The sequence below is a fragment of the Streptomyces sp. NPDC001401 genome (genome assembly GCF_042895385.1).
Lineage (GTDB): Bacteria > Actinomycetota > Actinomycetes > Streptomycetales > Streptomycetaceae > Streptomyces.
On sequence record NZ_JBIAWI010000042.1, the window covers coordinates 1 to 19,746 of the forward strand.

Annotated in this window: 18 protein-coding genes and 1 pseudogene; 11 read left to right on the forward strand and 8 right to left on the reverse strand. The window is 68.3% G+C overall.

Going from position 1 to position 19,746, the window contains the following annotated elements; genetic code table 11:
• Positions 1–409 precede the first annotated feature (409 nt).
• From ACFY10_RS54765 to ACFY10_RS54775, 3 genes are all read right to left on the reverse strand, one after another.
• The gene (locus ACFY10_RS54765; protein WP_390672938.1) at positions 410–2,299 is read right to left on the reverse strand and encodes a propionyl-CoA synthetase; all 1,890 of its coding nucleotides are present in this window, start codon (positions 2,297–2,299) and stop codon (positions 410–412) included.
• A 185-nt stretch (positions 2,300–2,484) separates the two neighbouring features.
• Entirely contained in the window at positions 2,485–3,396 is a 912-nt protein-coding gene (locus tag ACFY10_RS54770; protein ID WP_390672939.1) for an alpha/beta hydrolase, read from the reverse strand.
• Positions 3,397–3,990: 594 nt separating this feature from the next.
• Positions 3,991–4,911, reverse strand: a complete 921-nt coding sequence (locus tag ACFY10_RS54775; RefSeq protein ID WP_390672940.1) for an alpha/beta fold hydrolase — start codon at positions 4,909–4,911, stop codon at positions 3,991–3,993.
• Between ACFY10_RS54775 and ACFY10_RS54780 the strand changes: the two genes are divergently transcribed.
• Complete coding sequence (locus ACFY10_RS54780) at positions 4,898–5,569, forward strand: TetR/AcrR family transcriptional regulator (RefSeq protein WP_390672941.1); 672 nt, start codon at positions 4,898–4,900, stop codon at positions 5,567–5,569. The two genes, ACFY10_RS54775 and ACFY10_RS54780, sit on opposite strands and share 14 nt — an antisense overlap.
• 147 nt (positions 5,570–5,716) lie before the next feature.
• On the opposite strand, the gene ACFY10_RS54785 is transcribed toward ACFY10_RS54780, so the two are convergent.
• Entirely contained in the window at positions 5,717–6,340 is a 624-nt protein-coding gene (locus ACFY10_RS54785; RefSeq protein WP_390672942.1) for a TetR/AcrR family transcriptional regulator, read from the reverse strand.
• 150 nt (positions 6,341–6,490) lie between these two features.
• Here ACFY10_RS54785 and ACFY10_RS54790 point away from each other — a divergent pair, with 150 nt between their 5' ends.
• The 4 genes from ACFY10_RS54790 to ACFY10_RS54805 all read left to right on the forward strand — a co-directional run bounded on the left by ACFY10_RS54790 (position 6,491) and on the right by ACFY10_RS54805 (position 10,200).
• Positions 6,491–7,486 (forward strand): NADP-dependent oxidoreductase, encoded by a 996-nt coding sequence (locus ACFY10_RS54790; RefSeq protein WP_390672943.1) that lies wholly within the window; start codon positions 6,491–6,493, stop codon positions 7,484–7,486.
• A 66-nt stretch (positions 7,487–7,552) separates the two neighbouring features.
• The gene (locus ACFY10_RS54795; RefSeq protein WP_390672944.1) at positions 7,553–8,419 is read left to right on the forward strand and encodes an alpha/beta fold hydrolase; all 867 of its coding nucleotides are present in this window, start codon (positions 7,553–7,555) and stop codon (positions 8,417–8,419) included.
• Positions 8,420–8,450: 31 nt separating this feature from the next.
• Positions 8,451–9,257 carry a strictosidine synthase gene (locus tag ACFY10_RS54800; protein WP_390672945.1) on the forward strand — a complete coding sequence of 269 codons (807 nt, stop codon included), beginning with the start codon at positions 8,451–8,453 and terminating at the stop codon, positions 9,255–9,257.
• Positions 9,258–9,369: 112 nt separating this feature from the next.
• On the forward strand, positions 9,370–10,200 hold the full coding sequence (locus ACFY10_RS54805; RefSeq protein WP_390672946.1) for an enoyl-CoA hydratase/isomerase family protein: 831 nt from the start codon (positions 9,370–9,372) through the stop codon (positions 10,198–10,200).
• A gap of 644 nt (positions 10,201–10,844) precedes the next feature.
• On the opposite strand, the gene ACFY10_RS54810 is transcribed toward ACFY10_RS54805, so the two are convergent.
• Positions 10,845–11,558: an SDR family oxidoreductase gene (locus ACFY10_RS54810; protein ID WP_390672947.1), complete on the reverse strand. Its 714-nt coding sequence runs from the start codon at positions 11,556–11,558 to the stop codon at positions 10,845–10,847.
• A 169-nt stretch (positions 11,559–11,727) separates the two neighbouring features.
• Here ACFY10_RS54810 and ACFY10_RS54815 point away from each other — a divergent pair, with 169 nt between their 5' ends.
• Positions 11,728–12,330, forward strand: a complete 603-nt coding sequence (locus tag ACFY10_RS54815; RefSeq protein ID WP_390672948.1) for a TetR/AcrR family transcriptional regulator — start codon at positions 11,728–11,730, stop codon at positions 12,328–12,330.
• A gap of 137 nt (positions 12,331–12,467) precedes the next feature.
• On the opposite strand, the gene ACFY10_RS54820 is transcribed toward ACFY10_RS54815, so the two are convergent.
• Complete coding sequence (locus tag ACFY10_RS54820) at positions 12,468–13,430, reverse strand: LysR family transcriptional regulator (RefSeq protein WP_390672949.1); 963 nt, start codon at positions 13,428–13,430, stop codon at positions 12,468–12,470.
• Between the two features lie 128 nt (positions 13,431–13,558).
• Here ACFY10_RS54820 and ACFY10_RS54825 point away from each other — a divergent pair, with 128 nt between their 5' ends.
• The 3 genes from ACFY10_RS54825 (at position 13,559) to ACFY10_RS54835 (ending at position 16,018) form a co-directional block, all read left to right on the forward strand.
• Positions 13,559–14,719: an iron-containing alcohol dehydrogenase gene (locus ACFY10_RS54825; RefSeq protein ID WP_390672950.1), complete on the forward strand. Its 1,161-nt coding sequence runs from the start codon at positions 13,559–13,561 to the stop codon at positions 14,717–14,719.
• A gap of 65 nt (positions 14,720–14,784) precedes the next feature.
• Positions 14,785–15,795, forward strand: coding sequence for an enoyl-CoA hydratase/isomerase family protein (locus ACFY10_RS54830; RefSeq protein ID WP_390672951.1), 1,011 nt, complete (start codon positions 14,785–14,787; stop codon positions 15,793–15,795).
• A gap of 73 nt (positions 15,796–15,868) precedes the next feature.
• The gene (locus ACFY10_RS54835; RefSeq protein ID WP_390672952.1) at positions 15,869–16,018 is read left to right on the forward strand and encodes a hypothetical protein; all 150 of its coding nucleotides are present in this window, start codon (positions 15,869–15,871) and stop codon (positions 16,016–16,018) included.
• A 36-nt stretch (positions 16,019–16,054) separates the two neighbouring features.
• Here the strand turns inward: ACFY10_RS54835 and ACFY10_RS54840 are convergent, their stop codons facing one another.
• Both ACFY10_RS54840 and ACFY10_RS54845 read right to left on the reverse strand, forming a co-directional pair.
• Positions 16,055–17,068 carry an NADP-dependent oxidoreductase gene (locus ACFY10_RS54840; protein ID WP_390672953.1) on the reverse strand — a complete coding sequence of 338 codons (1,014 nt, stop codon included), beginning with the start codon at positions 17,066–17,068 and terminating at the stop codon, positions 16,055–16,057.
• Between the two features lie 675 nt (positions 17,069–17,743).
• Entirely contained in the window at positions 17,744–18,322 is a 579-nt protein-coding gene (locus ACFY10_RS54845; protein ID WP_390672954.1) for a TetR family transcriptional regulator, read from the reverse strand.
• Positions 18,323–18,587: 265 nt separating this feature from the next.
• Between ACFY10_RS54845 and ACFY10_RS54850 the strand changes: the two genes are divergently transcribed.
• Both ACFY10_RS54850 and ACFY10_RS54855 read left to right on the forward strand, forming a co-directional pair.
• A complete protein-coding gene (locus tag ACFY10_RS54850) occupies positions 18,588–19,379 on the forward strand; it encodes an SDR family NAD(P)-dependent oxidoreductase (RefSeq protein WP_390672955.1) in 792 nt (263 codons plus the stop codon).
• Positions 19,380–19,629: 250 nt separating this feature from the next.
• Positions 19,630–19,746: pseudogene (locus ACFY10_RS54855) on the forward strand (alkene reductase); the annotation flags it as partial.

The following is a 19,746-nucleotide window of genomic DNA, read 5'->3' on the forward strand; positions in this document are numbered from 1 at the left end:
GAGCTCGGTCGGCACGCCGTTGAGGGTGGCCCGGCTTCGGGTCAGGGGGGCCATGGCGAGCCGGTGCGGCAGGGAGATCTCTCCGGCGACGGTCGGGTTCCACAGGGCGTTGAGCATGGGTGATTCCTCAGATGATGAGTAGTCGATCGCTGAGGGCGGGGGCCGGCAGTAGGTGTGATCAGCCGAGCGGGAGGGCTGGGCCGTCCTGCTTGGGGCCCGATGGGGACCCGTCATGACCCCTGTCGGCCGAGCTGTGTCGGCGCGATCTATGGAATTACAATCATAATACTATGTGGGTGTGCGGGCAGTTGCAAGCAGGAGTCGGCAGTCTGCGGGGCCTCCGAGTTGGTGTGCCGCACGGCACGGTCCGGAAGCTCGCCCGTCGTCGACCGGGCTGCGGGTCAGCCGTTCACGCGGTTTGGCCAGGGCGTCGGAGAACAGGGCGCAGGGCCTCGACGACGCCGGGGTCGTCCACCGTGGAGGGGATGGGTTCGTCGTGCCCGTCGGCGATGCCGCGCATCGTCTTGCGCAGGATCTTTCCCGAACGGGTCTTGGGCAGAGCGGCCACGACCGCGACCTCCTTGAGGGAGGCGACGGCTCCGATGCGTTCACGTACGAGTTGGACGAGTTCGGACTCGATCTCGCCCGGTTCGCGGTCGACGCCGGCCTTCAGGACGACGAAGCCGCGCGGTACCTGTCCCTTGAGGGCGTCGGCGACACCGATGACGGCGCATTCGGCGACGTCGGGGTGGGCGGCCAGGGCCTCTTCCATGCTGCCGGTGGACAGACGGTGCCCGGCGACGTTGATGACGTCGTCGGTGCGGCCCATGACGAAGACGTAGCCATCGGCGTCGATGTGACCGCTGTCGCCGGTGAGGTAGTAGCCGTCGTAGGCGGAGAGGTAGGAGGCGATGTACCGGTCGTCGTCCTGCCAGAGCGTGGGCAGTGCGCCGGGCGGCAGGGGGAGCCGTACGACAATTGCGCCGTCGACGCCTGTGGGCACCGGTTTGCCCGAGGGGTCGAGGACACGGACGTCCCACCCTGGCAGCGGGCGGGTGGGGGAGCCGGGTTTGAGGGGCGCCGCTTCGATGCCCACGGGGTTGGCGACGATGGGCCAGCCGGTCTCGGTCTGCCACCAGTGGTCGATGACCGGGATGTCCAGCAGGTCGCTCGCCCAGTGATAGGTCTCGGGGTCGAGGCGCTCGCCGGCGAGGAAGAGATGGCGCAGGCCGGTCAGGTCGTAGTCCGCGGTGAGTGTTCCCTTCGGGTCCTCCTTGCGGATGGCCCGGAACGCGGTGGGCGCCGTGAACATGGTCTTGACCTGGTACTCGGCGGCGACGCGCCAGAACTGGCCCGCGTCCGGTGTGCCGACCGGCTTCCCCTCGTACAGGACCGTCGTGGCTCCGACAAGCAACGGTGCGTAGACGATGTACGAGTGCCCGACGACCCAGCCGACGTCGGAGCCGGTGAACATCGTCTCGCCCGGGCCCACGTCGTAGACGGACCCCATCGACCAGTGGAGGGCGACCGCGTAGCCGCCGCAGTCACGTACGACTCCCTTGGGCTTTCCGGTCGTTCCGGACGTGTAGAGGATGTAGAGGGGGTCGGTGGCGGGGACGGGAACACAGTCGGCCGGCGGCGCGGCTGCGACCAGATCGGACCAGTCGAGATCGTCATGCCCCAACTCGGCCGTCTCCTGCGGGCGTTGCAGGATCACGCTCTTCTCCGGCTTGTGGGCCGCGAGTTCGATCGCCTGGTCGAGGAGGGGCTTGTACGCGATGACACGCTTGCCCTCGATGCCGCAGGAGGCGGAGACGACCACCTTCGGAGCCGCGTCGTCGATGCGCAGGGCGAGTTCGCGCGGAGCGAACCCTCCGAAGACGACCGAGTGCACCGCGCCGATACGTGCGCAGGCCAACATCGCGACAACGGCCTCGGGGACCATCGGCATGTAGATCACCACACGGTCGCCGTGCTCGACACCGAGCCGCGCGAGTGCCCCGGCGAACGCCGCCACCTCGTCCCTCAACTGCACGTAGGTGTAGGTGCGCCGGGTGTCGGTCACCGGTGAGTCATAGATGAGGGCAGCCTGTTCGCCGCGGCCGGCTTCGACGTGCCGGTCGAGCGCGTTGAAACAGACGTTGAGCCGACCGTCGGGGAACCAGCGGTAGAAGGGGGCGCCCGAGGAGTCCAGGGCGCGTCGTGGGGTGACATCCCAGTCGATGCCCTCCGCCGCCTTCAGCCAGAAGCTCTCCGGGTCCTCGGTACTGGCGCGGAAGACATCCTCGTACGTTCCCATCGCGCACTCCTTTGTGGCATCAAGGGACGGTGGTGTGGCTGTGTGCGGAACCCTGTCGGACACAAGTACCGCATGTCGGCGGGCATGGTCGAGCAGGATGCCGGAGACCGGCGGACCGGTCGCCGGCATGGCGGTGCTGCGGCGGCCCGGCCGTCGACAGGCCCGCCGTCAGGTACCGCTTCTGCTCACGTGCCGAGGTGCTTGCGCAGCCACTGACCCATCTGCTGGATCGCCTCGTCCACCTCGGGTACGCGCCCGGCGCCCAGGACGAACGAGTGCTGCCCTTCGGGCATCGGGTGCACCTCGGAGGTGACCTTGAAGTCCGAGAGGCGGCGGCCGAGTTCGGCGCCGTCGTCGGCGAGGGTCTCGTACTCGCCGTAGTGGACCGTCGTGGGCGGCAGGCCGGTCAGATCGGCGTTCGCGATGCTGATCGCGGGGTCGGTGAAGTCCACGGCGGGATCCTGCAGCCAGGCTCCTCGGAAGAGTTCGAGGGTGTTCCTGCTGAGCATCTTGTCGTTGTCCTCGTTCTCGTCCACCGACGCGTTCTGGATGGTGAGGTCGGTCCACGGTGAGACGCTGACGATCGCGCCCGGCGTCGCCTCGCCCTTCGCGAGCAGGCGCAGCGGGAGCATCACCGCGAGCGTCCCGCCGATCGAGTGGCCCGTGCTGCCGATGTTCCGCGGCTCGTAGCCCTGCGAGAGCAGCCAGCGGTACGCCGTCTCGGCGTCGTCGAGCTGCGCCGGGTAAGGGTGTTCGGGCGCCAGACGGAAGTCCACGACGAGAGAGCGGGCGCCGGCCGCCTTCGCGATATGGCCTGCAGCCTTGCGGTCGGAGTGCATGGAGGCCGTGACGGATCCGCCGAAGTGGAAGTGGAGCAGCGCCTTGTCGGGGTCGGCGCCATCGGGGATGGCCCACAAGGCGGGGACGCCGCCCGCGTCCACCTCGGCGTACGTGACGCCTTCCGGCTCGGTCGACGCCTTGTGGTTCGAGTCCACGATGTCGCGGATGACAGCCAGGTCGAGACCGGGTGTCGACGACTTCGCGCTCACACTCGCGAGGAACTCCGCGAACTCGTGTGCCTCTTGGCTTACTCCCATGGTGCTGCTCCTTGTCGGGCGGGCGCCGTGCCGCATTCCACCGCGGCGGGCGGGTCGATGTACTGGTCCCGACGCTAGTAGCTGAGTATAAGAAAGTAAACCCAGGGAACGAGGTCGCCTGATGGATGCGCGGAGGCCCATGACGGGGCATCGGGCATGGATCCTTCAGGGCGCCTGCCGGGCCGGTCGCGACCTGTGGCCGGACCGCCCGGGGGGCCGGTGGGGCGAGTGCGTGCGACGCGCCTGTGAGCGGCGTCCGCGCCGGCGATCCGGGGAATCTGCCGCCGCGTCCAGGCTTGGCTTCGGTGCGGTCGCGTGGCGGCGGGTGCGGGCGCGACAGCCGGGCGCCACTGCGCCCTGCCTGCATCGCGCGGGCTTGCCTGCCTCGGCCGGCCGTACCGGTAGGCCTGTCGGCTTGCCGAGCAACTGGTCAGGCCGGCCGGGACCGGCGGCGATCCGGCCGCCGGACTGTCCTGTGTCCGCGACCGTGGAGGCGCACATGACTTCATGGATGAGAAGGCGCGCTTGTCGCAGTCCTGGGAGCCGTTGGGCCGGGCCGTCATTGCACACCAGGCATCAGCGACTGCACGGGTGCTACTCCTCGAGGAACTGAATGGCGTGCTTCAGGAAGCGCTCGGGGTACTGGAACTGCGCTCCATGCCCGGCATCGGGGTAGATCAGCAGTTGCGCGTTGGGGATGTTCTGGGCGAGGTGCCAGGAGTTGATCGAGGCGATCATCACGTCGTTCTCGCCGTTGAGGACCAGCGTCGGCTGCGTGATCGCGTTCAGGAAGGCGTAGGGATTCTCGCCCGGCAGCGGTTCTGCGTAGGCGACAACCGCTTCGAACTGTGCGTGCGCGACTGCGGGCGAGCTCGGCGTGTCCTGGTCGGCCCGCTGGTGGCGGCGCTCCCAGAAGGCCCGGCCCGCTTCGACCGCGGCTTCCGAGCGGCCGAAGAACAGGAAGAGGAAGTCCTCCAGGGTGGGGACCGGGTTCAGGGCGTACTCAGGCACCTGGGGGTCACTTGTCGGGTCCCCGCCGCGGAGGCCGGTGCCGAGCAGGAGGAGCTTGCGTACCAGCTGGGGGTGGCGCAGCGTGACCTCCTGCGCCTGGTAGCCGCCGAGTGAGAAGCCGAGCAGATCGACCTGCTCCAGTCCCAACGCCCGGATGACGGCGGCGATGTCGTCGGCCATGTCCTCCATCCGGTTGCGCGGCGTGCCGGAAGACGAGGCGATGCCGCGCCCGTTGAACAGGATGACCTCACGGCCTTCGGCCAGGCCGTCGGTGAGCAGCGGATCCCAGTTGTCCATGCCTCCGCGGAAGTGCTGGAGCAGGAAGATCGGGACGCCGGAGGGCTTGCCCCAGCGTCGGTAGGCGAAGTGGTCGCCGTCGACCTCGATGTACTGGGTCGGTGCGGTCACATGGGTGTCACTCATGGTCTGGCCTTTCTGGAACAGGTAAGCAATAGAATGACGATCGTAATTTAAAAAGTCAAGACCATAGATGTCGATCGACATCTATGTACGCTTGACCGCAGAGCGTCAATTGAGGAAGGGGCGGCCGATCGTGCGGGTCACCAAGGCGCAGGCAGAGCGCAACCGTGCCCACATCGTCGCCACAGCCGCCAGGCTGTTCCGCGAGCGCGGCTACGACGGTGTCGGTGTGGCGGAACTGATGGCGGCCGCCGGGTTCACGCATGGCGGGTTCTACAAGCACTTCCGCTCCAAGGCCGACCTGATGGCCGAAGCGTCCGCAAGCGGGCTCGCGCAGACCGCGGCACGGGCGGAAGGCCTGGACCCCGCCGAGTTTGTCGAGCGCTACGTCTCGCGGGAGCATCGCGACGGGCGCGGTGACGGCTGCACCATCGCGGCCCTCAGCGGCGACGCCGCACGCCAGCCGGCGGACATCAGAACAGAGTTCGCAGCCGGGATCGAGAACCTGCTGACGGCCCTTCAGGCTCAGAGTGATACGCCGGGGGATGCGGACCAGCGCGCGACCCGCACCATGGTGATCGGCATGCTCGCCCACTCGGTCGGCGCGGTCATGTTGTCGCGCGCATGCCCGGACGGTTCTCCGCTGGCGGACGAAATCCTCGATGTCTGCCGCGCGGGGATTCTTGCGTCACTGACACACGGCAACGTCGACGGGGCGGAGGCGGGGGGCCCGGAAGCCTGACCGCAGCCGAGTGGTCTTGCCGAGTTGCGCGGCGCGGATCGCGGTGACGTACCCGCTGTTCCGGCGCCGAGGGCGACGCCGCCGTAGTGCGTGCTCACGAAGTGCCCCGTTTCCAGGGGTTTGATGGGTGGCGCCTGGAGTGAGCGGTCATGCGGTCCGGTGGTGGGGCGCCAGGGTGGCGTGGATTTGGTCGCGGATGTCGGCGAGGACGGCATCGTCGCTGCGGTGCAGGTACAGCGTGGCGGTGGTGCTGATGTGGATGATCGCGGTAATCACCCGTGCCAGCGTCGCCGCGTCGGCGGCGCCGACGTGCTCGTCGCGGGTGAGCAGGCCGGTGATGCCGTCCTCGAGGCGGCCGGCGAGGGCCAGGCCCGCTTGCCGGTAGGGCTCGGCCGGGTCGCCGAAGACGAGTTCGTGCAGGTATGTGCGGCCGTTCTCGATGTGCTCCCTCACGCACTCCACGACGGGACGGATGAGAGCGATGACCCGCTCCAGCGCGCCCTGTCCGACGGCGGTGTTCGCGGCGGCGAGGCCGGAATCGACGGCGGCGGCGAACTTCTCGTTCTGCACCATGATCAGCAACTCGGCCTTGGTGGACGCATACAGGTAGAGCGTCCCGATCGCGACATCGGCCCGGCGGGCGACCTGCTGCGTCGTGACCTTGTCGACGCCGTGTTCGACGAACAGCTCGCGGGCTGCGGTCATGATGCGCTCGCGCTTGTCCTGTTTGGCCCTCTCGCGGCGCCCGATCGGCATGTGACCGCTTCCCATGGGGACCTCCCTTGACAATATTTCTGAGCGGACTCATAGTTGAGCGTACTCGGATTGATGGAGCGGGGCGAGACCCCGGATGCCGCACCGGGTTTGGGCGATCAAATCGCAAACATGGATAAATGAGACAAATTCTAGGAGTGGCGCCCCATGAGAGCGTTCGTCGTCACCAAGTACAAGGAGCCGCTGCAAGAGGCGGAAGTCCCCGAGCCCACCGTCGGGGAGCACGACGTACTGGTCCGGGTGGAGGCCGCCGGGCTGAACCCGCTGGACGAGAAGATCCGCGCCGGTGAGTTCAAGCAGATCCTGCCCTACAAGCTGCCGCTGATCCTGGGCAACGACGTCGCGGGCACTGTCATCGGCGTCGGGACGGCGGTTCGCGGCTTCAAGCCCGGAGACGAGGTCTACGGTCGGCCCGACCAGGACCGCATCGGCACCTTCGCCGAACGCATCGCCGTCGCGGAGGGCGACCTGGCGCTCAAGCCCGCCTCGATCAGCATGAATGAGGCCGGCTCGCTGCCGCTGGTGGCGCTCACGGCGTGGCAGGCGCTGGTGGAGCGCGGGAAGGTGCGGCCCGGGCAGAAGGTTCTCATCCACGCCGGCGCCGGCGGGGTCGGTTCGATCGCGATCCAGCTCGCCGCGCACCTCGGTGCGCACGTCGCCACGACCGCCAGCGCTTCCAACGAGCACTTCGTGCGCGCGCTCGGCGCGGACACGGTGATCGATTACCGCACCCAGGACTTCGAGCAGCTCCTGACCGGCTACGACCTGGTGCTGGACAGCCTCGGTGGGGAGACTCTCGAGAAGTCCCTGCGGGTGCTCAAACCCGGCGGCAAAGCCATCGGGATCGCCGGTCCCCCGGAGCCCACTTTCGCGCGCGAAGCCGGCCTCAAACCGCTGCTGCGCCTGGCGGTCGCCGCCCTGAGCCGCAAGATCCGCAAGCAGGCGAAGAAGCTCGGCGTGACGTACGAGTTCCTGCTCATGCGCGCCAGCGGCGACCAGCTCCGCCAGATCACCACCCTCATCGACCAGGGCGCGGTGCGCCCGGTCGTGGGAAAGGTGGCCGGCTTCGACCAGACCCCGCAGGCGCTGCAGTCCCTGTCCCAGGGTGGCATCCGCGGCAAGGCCGTCATCGGCAACAGCTGACCTGCCGCAACCGCGACGGGCGACACGAAACACACAGCGACACAGAACACGCAAGGAGAATCCGTCATGAGCAGCACCGACACCCCGAACGAAGCCGTCATCACCTCCTACGCGAAGGCCCCGGCCCACACCGTCAGCGCCGGCGGCGTCACCTACGCCTACCGCGAGCTGGGGCCGAAGGGCGGCATCCCCGTCGTCTTCTTCGTCCACCTCGCCGCGACCCTGGACAACTGGGACCCCCGCATCATCGATCCCATCGCGAAGGGCCGTCACGTCATCGCCTTCGACAACCGCGGTGTCGGGGCGTCCACCGGCCAGGTGCCGGACAGCGTCGAGGCGATGGCCGACGACGCCTATACCTTCATCAAGGCGCTCGGGTACGACAAGATCGACGTCTTCTCCTTCTCCCTCGGCGGCATGGTCGCCCAGGCCCTGGTGGTGAAGCACCCCGAGCTCGTCCGCAAGCTGGTCCTCACCGGCACCGGGCCCAAGGGCGGCAAGGACATGGACAAGGTCGCCAGAATCACGTACTGGGACATCCTGCGCGCCACCTTGACCCGTTCGGACCCCAAGGAGTTCCTGTTCTTCAACCGCAATGCCACCGGCAAGCCCGCCGCACGCGCGTTCGTCAACCGGCTCAAGGAGCGCACCGTCGACCGCGACGTGGACATTAAGACCAAGGCGTTCCAGACGCAGCTGAAGGCGATCAAGAAGTGGGGGCGCTCCACCCCCGACGACCTGTCGACGATCACGCAGCCCACCCTGATCGCCAACGGCGACAACGACCGCATGGTGCCGTCGGTCCTGTCGGAGGACCTGCACCGGCGCATCAAGGGCAGCGAGCTGATCATCTACCCCGACTCCGGGCACGGCGGCATCTTCCAGTACCACCAGGAGTTCGCCCCCGTAGCGATCGAGTTCCTGGCGCGATGACCACCATCTGACCAGGAAAAAGGGCAACATCATGAGCACGTCACCGGTCGGCGCGCCCCCGGAAGTGAAGAAACCTCTCACCTCCTCGATCCTGCTGTGGGTGCGCACCGACCAGCCCCGCCAGACCGGCATGGACCACTGGAAGGGCCCGCACTCAGGGATCATCTCCGCCACCCCGGGCCTGGAGGAGTACCGGCAGATCCACCTCGCCGAGCACAACCCGGGCCTGTGGCCGGCCATCGACGGGGTCCAGACCGCGATCCCCGCCGGCCGGAAGATCGACGGCGTCGCGGAAGTCACCTTCCAATCGGTGCTTGCACCCCTGAAAGGGCGCAAGCAGACGAAGCTGGCCTATGCCGACGAGATCAATGTGTTCCGCCGCACCCTGCTCTACGCCGGCCCGCCGAACTCATCCCGCTGGTACGACGTCGCAGGCCCCGGGCAGACGGTCGGTGCCCGCGCGCTGATCTACCTTCGCCGCAGAGACGGGGTCGGCTCCGGCGCCTTCCGGAAGTTCGTCAACGAGCAGCTCGCCCCCGCGCTCGCCGGCACCGGAGCGCTGACGGAACTGCGCACGCAGACGTTCCTGCCCTGGACGAAAAAGCTCTGGGACACCCCGGACGTCGCCCACGACAACCCCCACGACCAGCACTTCCACGCCTCGGTCAGCCTCGGGTTCGCCGACACCGCAGCACGGGACGCCTTCTTCACCGGCAACGTGGTCCAGGACCTGTCCGACCGGCTGGCATCGCAGGTCTCCGCGATCCACGCCTACGACGTCGCCGCCGCCCTCACCTACGTCAAGAACGGCGACATCCTCCCGCACTACGAGGAGTGAGCGGCGCGGGCTCTGCTCAGCAATGCATCCGCGCCACGCTTCCCCGCCCTCCTCGCGCCCCCGTCGCCGTCTGACACCCGTCACACATCCGAATCCGTATCCGGAGCCAGCCATGAGCGAGCACAGCACCATCCACTACGAGCGCACCTCACCGCAGATCGCGAAGATCACCTTCGCCAACCCGCCCGTCAATCTCATCACCGGCGAGACCGTCCTGCGCCTCATCGAGATCGTCGAAGAACTGGCCACCGACCCGGACATCCAGGTCGTGCTGTTCGACAGCGCCACCCCCGACTTCTTCTACAACCACTTCGACCTGGCTGCCGCCGCCGACTTCCCCGCCCCCGAGGACCCGGAAGCGGCGCCGGCATGGACGAATCTGGTCCTGGAACTCTCCAAAGCGCCCTACATCACCATCGCGGCCATCCGGGGACGCACCCGCGGTGGCGGGAACGAGCTCGCCCTCGCCCTCGATCTGCGCTACGCCAGTCGTGAGAAGGCGATCTTCGGACAGCCCGAGGTCGGCAGCGGATTGCTGCCCGGCGGTGGCGGCGCCGAACGCCTCCCCCGTGCCATCGGACGCGACCGCGCCCTGGAAGCCATCCTTACCAGCGACGACTACGACGCCGACACCGCCGAGCGCTGGGGCTGGGTCACCCGCGCCCTCCCCGACAGCGAACTCGACGCCTTCGTCGGTACCGTCGCCGCCCGGCTCGCCTCCTTCGACCGCACCTCACTCGCCTCGGCCAAAGCCCAGATCAACCGGGCATCCCTGCCCCCGGACGCGGACCTGGTCGCCGCGTACGGCGAGTTCGCCCACTCCCTCACCCTTCCCGGTTTCCTCACCCGGGCCGCAGGCACGCAGGCCGTCGCCGAACAGGCCGGCATCGACTTCGAATACCGTCTCGGGCACCACATCGGCGTCGCCAACCAGCAACGCTGACACCCGGCAGGAAGCGAGCACGTACGAAGCAGATGCCGCGGCCGTGCTCGCTTTGTCGCGAGTCCCATCTGGGTCGTCGTACGCCTGCCCGATGGGGGAGGGGAACGATGGCGCGAAGCCCGGTCACCATCGAGGACGACCGACGGATCGGCGCTGCTGCTTACGCGGTGCGGTGTTCGACGTCTTCCGTACCGTGGTCGACCGGCGCCCCGGCAGGGCCGGCGAATTCGAGCGCGTTGGCGCCCCGCGTCGGGGGCACAGGCCGACTGACCAGGGCTCACCACCCAGTGGCGCGGCCTGTACGCCGACAGGGCTGCGGGTGGTGTGGGGGAAGTGTCCTTGGCGGTCGCTGGGCGAACTGCACCGGATGGTGCTCGACGAAGCGCTCGCCGGGCATGGCCTGTCCGAGTTTCACCGACACCGACCGGGGTGAACTCGCGGCACCTGGCACCGCCTGCGCCCGTGGCCCGACAGCCGCGATGGTCTGTCCTCACGATGGTGCCGGGCTGCTGATCGATCGGACTGCTGCTTGGGTCGACTGCCGATACGGCGGTGAACGCCGTGGCGATGCCGGCAAACCGTTCGAACCCCATGGATCACGCGGTCCCGACGTCAGGAGATCACACCGGGACCGAAGGACAAGTTCAGGCGTTCGTGCCGCGCAGGTCCGGGTAGAGCGCCTCGACCGGGCCGCTCAGAGCCGCCTTGACCCCCTGGGTCAACTCGTCGGCCAAGACCTCGTACTCGCCGGCCTCGACCGCGTCGTAGACCGTCGTCACCAGCTGCGTCGGCAGCATCTTGGGTCCCTCGGCGTGCGCGGCCATGTCGGTGTCGACGTAGCCCATGTGTACACCCGTCACGTGGACGCCCATGGGTGCGAGCTCGATGCGCAGCGAGTTGGTGGCCGACCACAGTGCGGCCTTGGACGCGCTGTAGGCGCCGCCGAAGGCGTACCAACTGGCAACGGAGTGCACGTCGATGAGGATCGACCCCTGCTTGGCGGCGAGGATCGGTGCGAAGGCGCGGGCAAGGAAGACTGGTCCGAAGAAGTTCGTCTCCATGTTCGCCCGGATGTCCGCCTCGGTGACGTCCAGCAGGCTCGCGCTCGGCGGGGTGGCGCCCGCGTTGTTGACGAGCACGGTGACGTCCGCCGCGGCGGCGACGGCCGCGTCGATCGACGCGCGGTCGGTGACGTCAAGGGTCAGAGGGACGATGCGTTCGTCGTCCCAGGCACGGGGGGAACGGGCGGTGGCGTAGACCTTGGCGGCGCCGCGAGCCAGGGCGTCGTGGACGAAGTGGGTGCCGATACCGCCATTGGCGCCGGTGACGAGGACGACTGCTCCATCGAGGGAGGGCATGGGTGTTCCTTCGTTCCAGGGGGATGTGAGGTGCGTGGCTCTGTACGGATGGAGCAATGACTGCTCGCCCTGTGATGGGAGAATGAGCGTAGCCATATTCGAGCCCACGCGGTACCGAGTGTAATCATAACTGACTAAGGTCAGAATCTTATTCCTGGAGGACATCGCCATGTCTGTCGCCCCCCGGCCGGTCGGACGGCGCGAGCGGAACAAGCAGGAGAAATTCGACCGCATCGTCGCTGCCGCGACGGAGTTGTTCGCCGAACACGGCGTCGATGAGGTCACGACCCAGCAGATCGCCGACAAGGCCGACATCGGGACCGGCACCCTGTTCCTTTATGTCAAGACCAAGGGCGAACTCCTCCTGCTTGTGCAGAACGCCAAGTACATCGAAGCGCTCGAGCAGGGCCGGGCGGACGCCGAGACCGTCCCGGGCGTGCTGGACGCGGTGATGGCGATCGTCCGGCCGATCGTGGAGTGCAATCGCACCCAGATCGACAACGGACGTACCTACCTGCGAGAGATGGTCTTCGGCGACCCCGAGGAGCACCGGCACAGCGCGGCACTCGCCATCGTGGCGCAGACCGAGGAGGCCATGGCCGCCGTGCTGCGCCGAGACGAGCGGATCACGGAGGGTGACGCCGTGACGCTGGCACACATCGTGTCCGCCGTGATGTTCCTCAGCATGGCGGTGAGCGTGAACATCGCCTTGAGCGTCGAGGAGATCGTGCAGGACATCCGGCGGCAGGTCGACGTCCTGCTGCCTCGCTGAAGCACGGCCGGCCTCCGTCCCGGGCGATCATCAGGATGGTTTTCGGCTACGCCGTGGCTCTGACTCTGACCGCCGCGACCGGGCGGCGGCTGTGGTTCGATCGGCGGGATTCCACCGCACCTGCATCTCGCCGGCGTTCACTCCGGAAGCAGTTCATCGGCCCGTTCGGCGACCTCTTGCCGTAGCGCGGCCCACAGGGCGCGCACGGCGGCGTGTGTCACCGCCTCCCGGCGGAGGGCCAGGGTGATGGGGAGCCGGATGTCGATCTCGTCGGGGAGGAGTCGGCGCAGTTGCGTCCGCTGGGTCAGGAAGGCCGGAAGGACGCCGATGCCGGCTCCCTGCCGGGTGGCTTCGAGTTGGGCGAAGACGTTCGTCGAGGAGAAGGCGGGGGTCATGCCGGGAAGGTGGCGCTCGATGTCGAGGTCGCCGACCTGCAGCATGGACTCGATGTAGAAGATGAGCGGGTGTTCGCGCAGCTCCGCCAGCGACTTCGGCCGGCCGTACTTGGCCAGGTAGTCGTCGCAGGCGTAGAGCCCCAGCGTGTAGTCGGTGAGGTGCTCGGTCACCAGGCGGCTGCTGGAGGGAACGCCGATGACTACGGCGAGATCGAAACCGGACGGGCGCAGGGCGAGCTGCCGTGTCGCGGTGATGAGTTCGACCTGGAGCTGGGGATGGTGGCGGCGCACCCGTACGAGGGCGGGCGTGGCGAAGGCGGTGCCGAAGCCGTCGGGGGCGCTGACGCGCACCGTGCCGTGCAGGGACGGCGAGTCCTGGCCCTCCACGGTGTCGACGACGCGGTCGATGGCCTCCTCGATCACGCGCGCGCTGTCCGAGATGGCTCTTCCGATCTCCGTCAGCGTCCATCCGTCCGGGCCGCGCTCGATGAGGCGCAGGCCGATGCTCTTCTCCAGCGCGGAGATACGGCGTGACACGGTGGTGTGGTCCACGCCGAGTGCGTCGGCGGCGGTCACCAGGCGTCCGGTACGGGAGACCGCGAGCAGGTAGCGCAGGTCGTCGGCGCGGAGTCTGCGCGGATCGATGGAGCGAGGCGAGCCGGCCGGCCGTGGAGCGGGGCTCTCGTCCGGGGAGTGGGGATGCACAGTCCCACCGTATCTGCGTTTCTGCACAGTCGGTGTGCGCCATTGGTGGTTGTTTGCACACGGTGCGGGGCCGCACAGTCGGGGTAGTGGGCGCGACATGCTCCGCTGTTCTTGCCGAAAGGGCCGCCATGGTTGCCAGCCTTTCCCTCCCGCGGATCCTGCGCGTCGGCGGCGGTGCCGTCGGCGAGCTGGGTGACGTCGTCGCAGGATTGGGCCTGCGCCGCCCCTTGCTGGTGACGGACGCGTTCCTTGCCGGGACGGGTGTGGCGGAACGCCTGATGTCGACGCTGAGGGATGCCGGGCTACAGCCGTGCCTGTTCGCCGGCACCGTCCCGGATCCGACGACCGACTCGCTCGAGGCGGGCCTGGCCGTGCTGCGGGAACACGGGGCGGACTCGGTGATCGGGTTCGGCGGTGGCAGCCCGATGGACACCGCCAAGGCCCTCGGCCTGCTGGGCGTCCAGGGCGGCCGGATGCGGGACTACAAGGCCCCGCACACCAGCCTCGGTCCGGCGCTTCCGGTGATCGCGGTCCCGACCACCGCAGGCAGCGGCTCGGAGGCCACCCAGTTCACCATCATCACCGACAGCGCGACGGACGAGAAGATGCTCTGCCCGGGGTCGGCGTTCCTGCCGGTCGCCGCCGTCGTCGACTTCGAACTGACCCTGTCGATGCCGTCCCGGCTGACCGCTGACACCGGTGTCGACGCGCTCACCCATGCCGTCGAGGCGTACGTGAGCCGCAAGGCCAACCCGTTCTCCGACGGCCTCGCCCTGAACGCGATCCGGACCATCGGCCGCCACCTCCGCCGCGTCTACGCCGACGGCGGAGACATCGAGGCGCGCGAGGCGATGATGCTCGCAGCGACCCAGGCCGGCATCGCCTTCTCCAACTCCAGCGTGGCGCTCGTGCACGGCATGAGCCGTCCGATCGGCGCTCACTTCCACGTTGCCCACGGTCTGTCGAACGCCATGCTCTTCCCCGCGGTGACGGCGTTCTCCGTGCCCGCCGCTGAGAGCCGGTATGCCGACTGCGCCCGCGCCCTCGGAGCCGCCACCGACGGCGACAGCGACGCCGTGGCCGCCGATAGGCTCGTGGAGGCGCTCCGAGCCCTGTGCCAGGATCTTGAGGTGCCCACCCCAAGGGCCCACGGCATCGACAAGGACGAGTGGTTCCGCCTGTCGCCCCTCATGGCAGAGCAGGCGCTCGCGTCCGGGTCCCCGGCCAACAACCCCGTCGTACCCACCGTGAACGAGATCCAGGATCTCTACGCGCAGATCTACGCCTGACACCTGGCGAGTGAGGAACGTGATGGCCACGACAGCAGGTCCGCACGGATGGCGAGGTGACGACCGTGACTGATACCGCAGCGGTCGAGATTCTCGCCGATGTCCATCGGGGCGTCGGCCGCATCCTGCTGAACCGGCCCAAGGCGCTCAACGCCCTGACGACAGGCATGGTCGCCGCCATCGACCGTGTGCTCGCCGCGTGGGAGGACACACCGCTGTCCGCTGTGCTGATCGCCAGTACCAGCCCGAAGGCGTTCTGTGCCGGTGGAGACATCCGTACGATCCGCGAGTACAGCCTCGCCGGGGATGCCGAGGCCAGTGAGCGGTTCTTCGCCTCCGAGTACCGGCTCAACGCCCGGATCGCCGAGTATCCCGTGCCGGTTGTGTCGCTCATCGACGGCCTGTGCATGGGTGGCGGTCTCGGTCTGTCCGTCCACGGCAGTTTCCGCGTCGTCAGCGAGCGCGCGGTGCTGGCGATGCCGGAGACCGGGATCGGGTTCTTCCCGGACATCGGGGCCAGCTACTTCCTGCCGAGGCTGCCCGGCGCGATCGGCATGTACCTGGGACTGACCGGACACCGGCTCGACGCGGCCGACGCGCTGTACACGGGGCTGGCCACGCACTTCGTCCCCGCGGACGGGCTCGACGCGGTCGGAGAGGCCCTGGCCGACAGCCCCGGCGACCCTGTGGACGTGGTCCTGAACCGCCTTGCCGGCCGTTCCCCGGTGGCGGGCAGCGCGCTGGCGAAGGTGCGCGGGGACGTGGACTGGGCGTTCGGTGCGCCGACCCTCGGTGAGATCGAGAAACGCCTGCGCCACTTCGACACCCCCTGGGCGGCAGCCGCGCTGGCCGTCATGGAGTCCGCCTCACCACAGAGCCTGGAGATCACTCACGCCCTGCTGGCCCGGGGCAGGCAGCACACGCTGCAGGAGTGCCTCGACGCCGAACTCGCCCTCACGCGCACGGCCATCCGTACGCCGGACTTCCTGGAGGGTGTCCGTGCGGCCCTGGTCGACAAGGACCGCGCCCCCACCTGGCGCAGTGCGGCGCTCGGCGGGCGGACACAGCTGTCCTGAGCATGGCTGCCCACGCATGCGGGTCGGTCCGTCCGCCGTGATCACACATCTGACACGTCACGGGATTGAGGGCTTGACCACGGCTCGGGGCGTCATGGAGCTGTGGGGCGTGTGGTGTGGCAGGACGTACGGCATGGGAGGCACCGAGACGATCACGGCGGCGGTTCTCCCTGACCGCGGTCGCCACTGGATCGCCGACGGCGACGTCTCCCCCCACCAGTGACCGTGCCAGACGGAGGGGGCTCGGGCCGGACTGCTCTCAGTCGTTGTCGGGGGTCATCGAGACCACGACCTTGCCGGCTTTGGTACGGCCCTGCTCGACGTACGCCATCGCATCGAGCGTCTGGTCGAACGGGAAGGTGCTGTCGATGACCGGGCGGAGTTTCCCGCTGTCGTAGAGGGCGCCGATTTTGCGGAGCTGGGAGCCGTTGGCCTGCATGAAGAAGAACTGGTAGCGGACGCCCAGCGCCTTGGCCTGCTTCCGCACCTTGCGGCTGAGCACGTTCATGACCAGGCCCAGAAAGGAGGGGGCGCCGAGCTGCTTGGCGAACCCGGCGTCCGGCGGGCCGACGACACTGATGGCCAGGCCGCCGGGCTTCAGTACGGTCAGCGACTTCTCGAGGTTCGCTCCGCCCACGGAGTCCAGCACGAGGTCGTAGCCGGACAGCACCTTCGAGAAGTCTTCCTTGGTGTAGTCGACGACGACGTCGGCGCCGAGGCTCCTGACCAACTTCTCGGTGTCGGTGTTCGTGGTCGTCGCCACCGTGGCGCCGAGGTGCTTGGCGAGCTGGATGACCGTCGAGCCGAGGCCACCGGCACCGGCGTGGATGAGCACTTTCTGCCCCGGCTTCACGTGGCCCTTGTCGACGAGAATCTGCCAGGCGGCAAGGGCCACCAGCGGCACAGCGGCTGCCTCGTTGAGGATGAGGGAGGCCGGTTTGGGTGCGACGTCGTCCACGTCGATCGCGATGAGCTCCGCAAAAGCTCCGATCCGCAGGTCGCGCGGACGGGCGTAGACCTCGTCGCCGACTTTGAGGCCGTGTACGGCGGAGCCGACCCGGGTCACGACGCCGGCCACGTCGTGGCCGAGTACGAACGGACGCTTGTACTTGAGGAGTTGCTTGAACTCCCCGTTGCGGACCATTTTGTCCAGCGGGTTGATGCTGGCGGCGCTCACTCTGACCAGGACGTCGCGGTCCCCGACCGTGGGCTCGGGCACCTCTGCGGCGCGTGCGCCGTCCTTGCCGTACTTCTCGACGACGAATGCCTTCATGTCGGCCGTCTTTCTGCGTGGGTGTTCCGGTGGGCTATGTGATTCTTCGCGCAGGTCCGCGTGCGCGCCCGTTTCTCGCGTGCGGTCGGGTTGATGTGCCGGTCACGACGCTACCGACTGAGTATAGAAAAGTAAACTCAGCCGAGGTTGGGCGTGCGAGGTCTCATACGGTCCGACCTGCTTAAGTGGCTTCGAACGCGCCCTCGGCTGTCCTCGCAAGCTCCTCACGGGGCTGCTCGGGATGCTGGTGGAGGAAGGGAGGCCGCCGAGACCTGCAAAGAATCGGGCTCGCGGAGTCGGCCGAAGTGGGTGATCACGCCCGACGGCATGGATGATTCCGGCGGTGATGGGGCTCTTGCAGTGGGGCACCGTTGCCGCGCGGGCCCGGAAGGTCCGGCCATGTTGGCGCGGGGCTGCGGATGCTGCCCCCGGCCCCGCATTTCGCATGAGGCTCGCCGACAGGGCTGAGCGCGGTTGCGCCAGGCGTAGCGGTTCAGTCCGCCGGGTGTGGCCGCACCGCCTGGTCGCGGGCTTGGTGGTGCTGGGGGCGGACCGCGGTGCGGTTGCCGCTGCGGGGCATGGAGTGCCGGCGGCGGTTGTGGGCGGGGGAGCGGTCCGGGGGCGCAGGGGCTCAGGTCAGCTCACCTGTGGCGTTGGCGAGTCGAATGGTCCATTTCAGGATTCCGGTTCAAGGCCCTGTGATGCAGTCAGGGCCTTGTGGGTCGACTCCAGGATCCTCTCCGACAGTTCTGTGCCCGCCGTGGCCCGGGCGAGCAGGATCGCGCCGACCAGAGTGGCCACCATGGGGAGGCCGTCGGCGGTGTCGGTGGACATCCATGAGGCGAATTGCTGGACTCCGGTTGCGTACGTTTTGCGCACCTCCCCGGCTGTGGGTTCGCGAGCCATGTCTCCTGCGAATCCCGCGGTGGGGCAACCAGTGCCGGGCTGGTCACGGTGCTCGGCCGACAGGTAGAAGTCCACGAGGGCGCCACGAGCGGTGTCGTGATCGCCGTGGTCTGTGTCGAGCGACGCCAGGAGTACGTCCAGGTCTCCGAAAGCGGCCTGAGCGGCCTCGGCCACCAGAGCCTCCTTTGAGGCGAACTGCTTGTAGAAGCCACCCGTGGTCAGCCCGATGGACTTCATCAGATCGGCGACGCTGATGCCGTTCACGCCGCGTTCCCGGAACAGCTTGGAGGCCGCGGCGACCGCGCGCCTGCGGTTCTCGAGCGCTTGTGCCTGCGAAACCCGACTCATCACTCACCGGCCCACGTTAGATAGTTAAGTGCATCTATCGTACGCGACGTGCCGGCGCCCGGCCGCGACGCCCTCTTCCTGTACGGCTCCTTCTCGCTGCCGCAAGGCGGGGGGCCTGTGGATCAGCTTCGGTCTCCGGCCGCGGGCGGTGGTTGGCGGGATGGCGGGCGTTGACCGGATCGCTTTAGATAGTTACCGTAATCTAAAGCGAGGTCGATGCTCTGGCCCCTCTACTCATCCGCCAGCCCAGAAATGAGATCCCCCTATGACCACGCAGAACAAGACCGCTGTCGTCACCGGCGCGTCCGCCGGCCTGGGTGCCGCTTACGCGCAGCGGCTTGCCGACCGGGGCTACGACCTGATTCTGGTGGCCCGCAACGCTGCGCGGCTGGAGACGCTGGCGTCGGACATCCGCAGCCGCACGGGCCGTGCGGTGGACGTCGTCGCCGCAGACCTCACCGATGCGGCGCAGATCTCCGTGGTCGAGGAGCGTCTGCGCACCGACGCAAGCATCGAAGTACTGATCAACAATGCCGGCGGGGGGCTCTTCACGCCGCTGGTGACCTCCGACGCCGCGGCTTCCGAAGCGCTGATCAACCTCAATGTGACCTCGTTGACCAGGCTGACCACCGCGGTCCTGCCGGGCCTGACGGCCCGCGGGCACGGCACCGTGGTGAACATCTCCTCTGCGCTGGCTCTCAACATCCTGCCCGTCAGCGCCGTCTACAGCGGCACCAAGAGTTACGTGCTGACCTTCACCCAGGCCCTGCAGCAGGAGCTCGCCGAGAGCCCCGTCGTGGTGCAGGCTGTGCTGCCGGGCGCTGTCCGCACGGAGTTCTGGGACGGCTCCGGGGCCGACCTCGGGGCGTTTCCCGATGAGTGGATCATGAGCGCGGACGACGTGGTCGACGCGGCGCTCGCCGGCCTCGACGCGGGGGAGCCCGTCACCATCCCGTCGCTGCCCCAGATCAGTGACTGGGAGTCGTTCGAGAAGGCGCGTCAGACGCTCGTCCCGAACCTGTCGCTGAGGGCCCCCGCCGATCGCTACCGCGGCTGACCGCCGGTCCGACTCCCGTGCGGGAGTCCCCTTTCTACGGTGCGGCTGGTGCCGCACCCGACCGATGCGTCCCGGGGTCTGAGTGAAGACCGACGCACTCGGCGTCCTCCCTCCTGGACGGACAGCCGGGGCCCAGCCCTCCATTGGCGGCAGTCATGAGGGCGGCAAGCTCCTCCGCGCCATCGACTGCCCCTCCGCGCGGCCCGCCACCCCGCAGGTCTCGCTCACTCTTGATTTTGAGGAACCATCCATGTTGAACGTCCTGTGGAATCCGATCGTCGCCGGGGAAATCGCCCTGCCGCACAGGCTGGCCATGGCGCCCCTGACCCGGAACCGGGCGACCCCCGAAGGGGTGCCGACCGAGCTG

Bases quoted from the DNA above. Each gene is read 5' to 3' on its own strand.
- ACFY10_RS54850 (WP_390672955.1), top strand. From the start codon at position 18,588: ATGACCACGCAGAACAAGACCGCTGTCGTCACCGGCGCGTCCGCCGGC.
- ACFY10_RS54770 (WP_390672939.1), bottom strand. From the start codon at position 3,396: ATGGGAGTAAGCCAAGAGGCACACGAGTTCGCGGAGTTCCTCGCGAGT.
- ACFY10_RS54800 (WP_390672945.1), top strand. From the start codon at position 8,451: ATGAGCACGTCACCGGTCGGCGCGCCCCCGGAAGTGAAGAAACCTCTC.
- ACFY10_RS54810 (WP_390672947.1), bottom strand. From the start codon at position 11,558: ATGCCCTCCCTCGATGGAGCAGTCGTCCTCGTCACCGGCGCCAATGGC.
- ACFY10_RS54815 (WP_390672948.1), top strand. From the start codon at position 11,728: ATGTCTGTCGCCCCCCGGCCGGTCGGACGGCGCGAGCGGAACAAGCAG.
- ACFY10_RS54765 (WP_390672938.1), bottom strand. From the start codon at position 2,299: ATGGGAACGTACGAGGATGTCTTCCGCGCCAGTACCGAGGACCCGGAG.
- ACFY10_RS54780 (WP_390672941.1), top strand. From the start codon at position 4,898: ATGTCGATCGACATCTATGTACGCTTGACCGCAGAGCGTCAATTGAGG.
- ACFY10_RS54805 (WP_390672946.1), top strand. From the start codon at position 9,370: ATGAGCGAGCACAGCACCATCCACTACGAGCGCACCTCACCGCAGATC.
- ACFY10_RS54845 (WP_390672954.1), bottom strand. From the start codon at position 18,322: ATGAGTCGGGTTTCGCAGGCACAAGCGCTCGAGAACCGCAGGCGCGCG.
- ACFY10_RS54795 (WP_390672944.1), top strand. From the start codon at position 7,553: ATGAGCAGCACCGACACCCCGAACGAAGCCGTCATCACCTCCTACGCG.
- ACFY10_RS54775 (WP_390672940.1), bottom strand. From the start codon at position 4,911: ATGTCGATCGACATCTATGGTCTTGACTTTTTAAATTACGATCGTCAT.
- ACFY10_RS54840 (WP_390672953.1), bottom strand. From the start codon at position 17,068: ATGAAGGCATTCGTCGTCGAGAAGTACGGCAAGGACGGCGCACGCGCC.
- ACFY10_RS54825 (WP_390672950.1), top strand. From the start codon at position 13,559: ATGGTTGCCAGCCTTTCCCTCCCGCGGATCCTGCGCGTCGGCGGCGGT.
- ACFY10_RS54785 (WP_390672942.1), bottom strand. From the start codon at position 6,340: ATGGGAAGCGGTCACATGCCGATCGGGCGCCGCGAGAGGGCCAAACAG.
- ACFY10_RS54790 (WP_390672943.1), top strand. From the start codon at position 6,491: ATGAGAGCGTTCGTCGTCACCAAGTACAAGGAGCCGCTGCAAGAGGCG.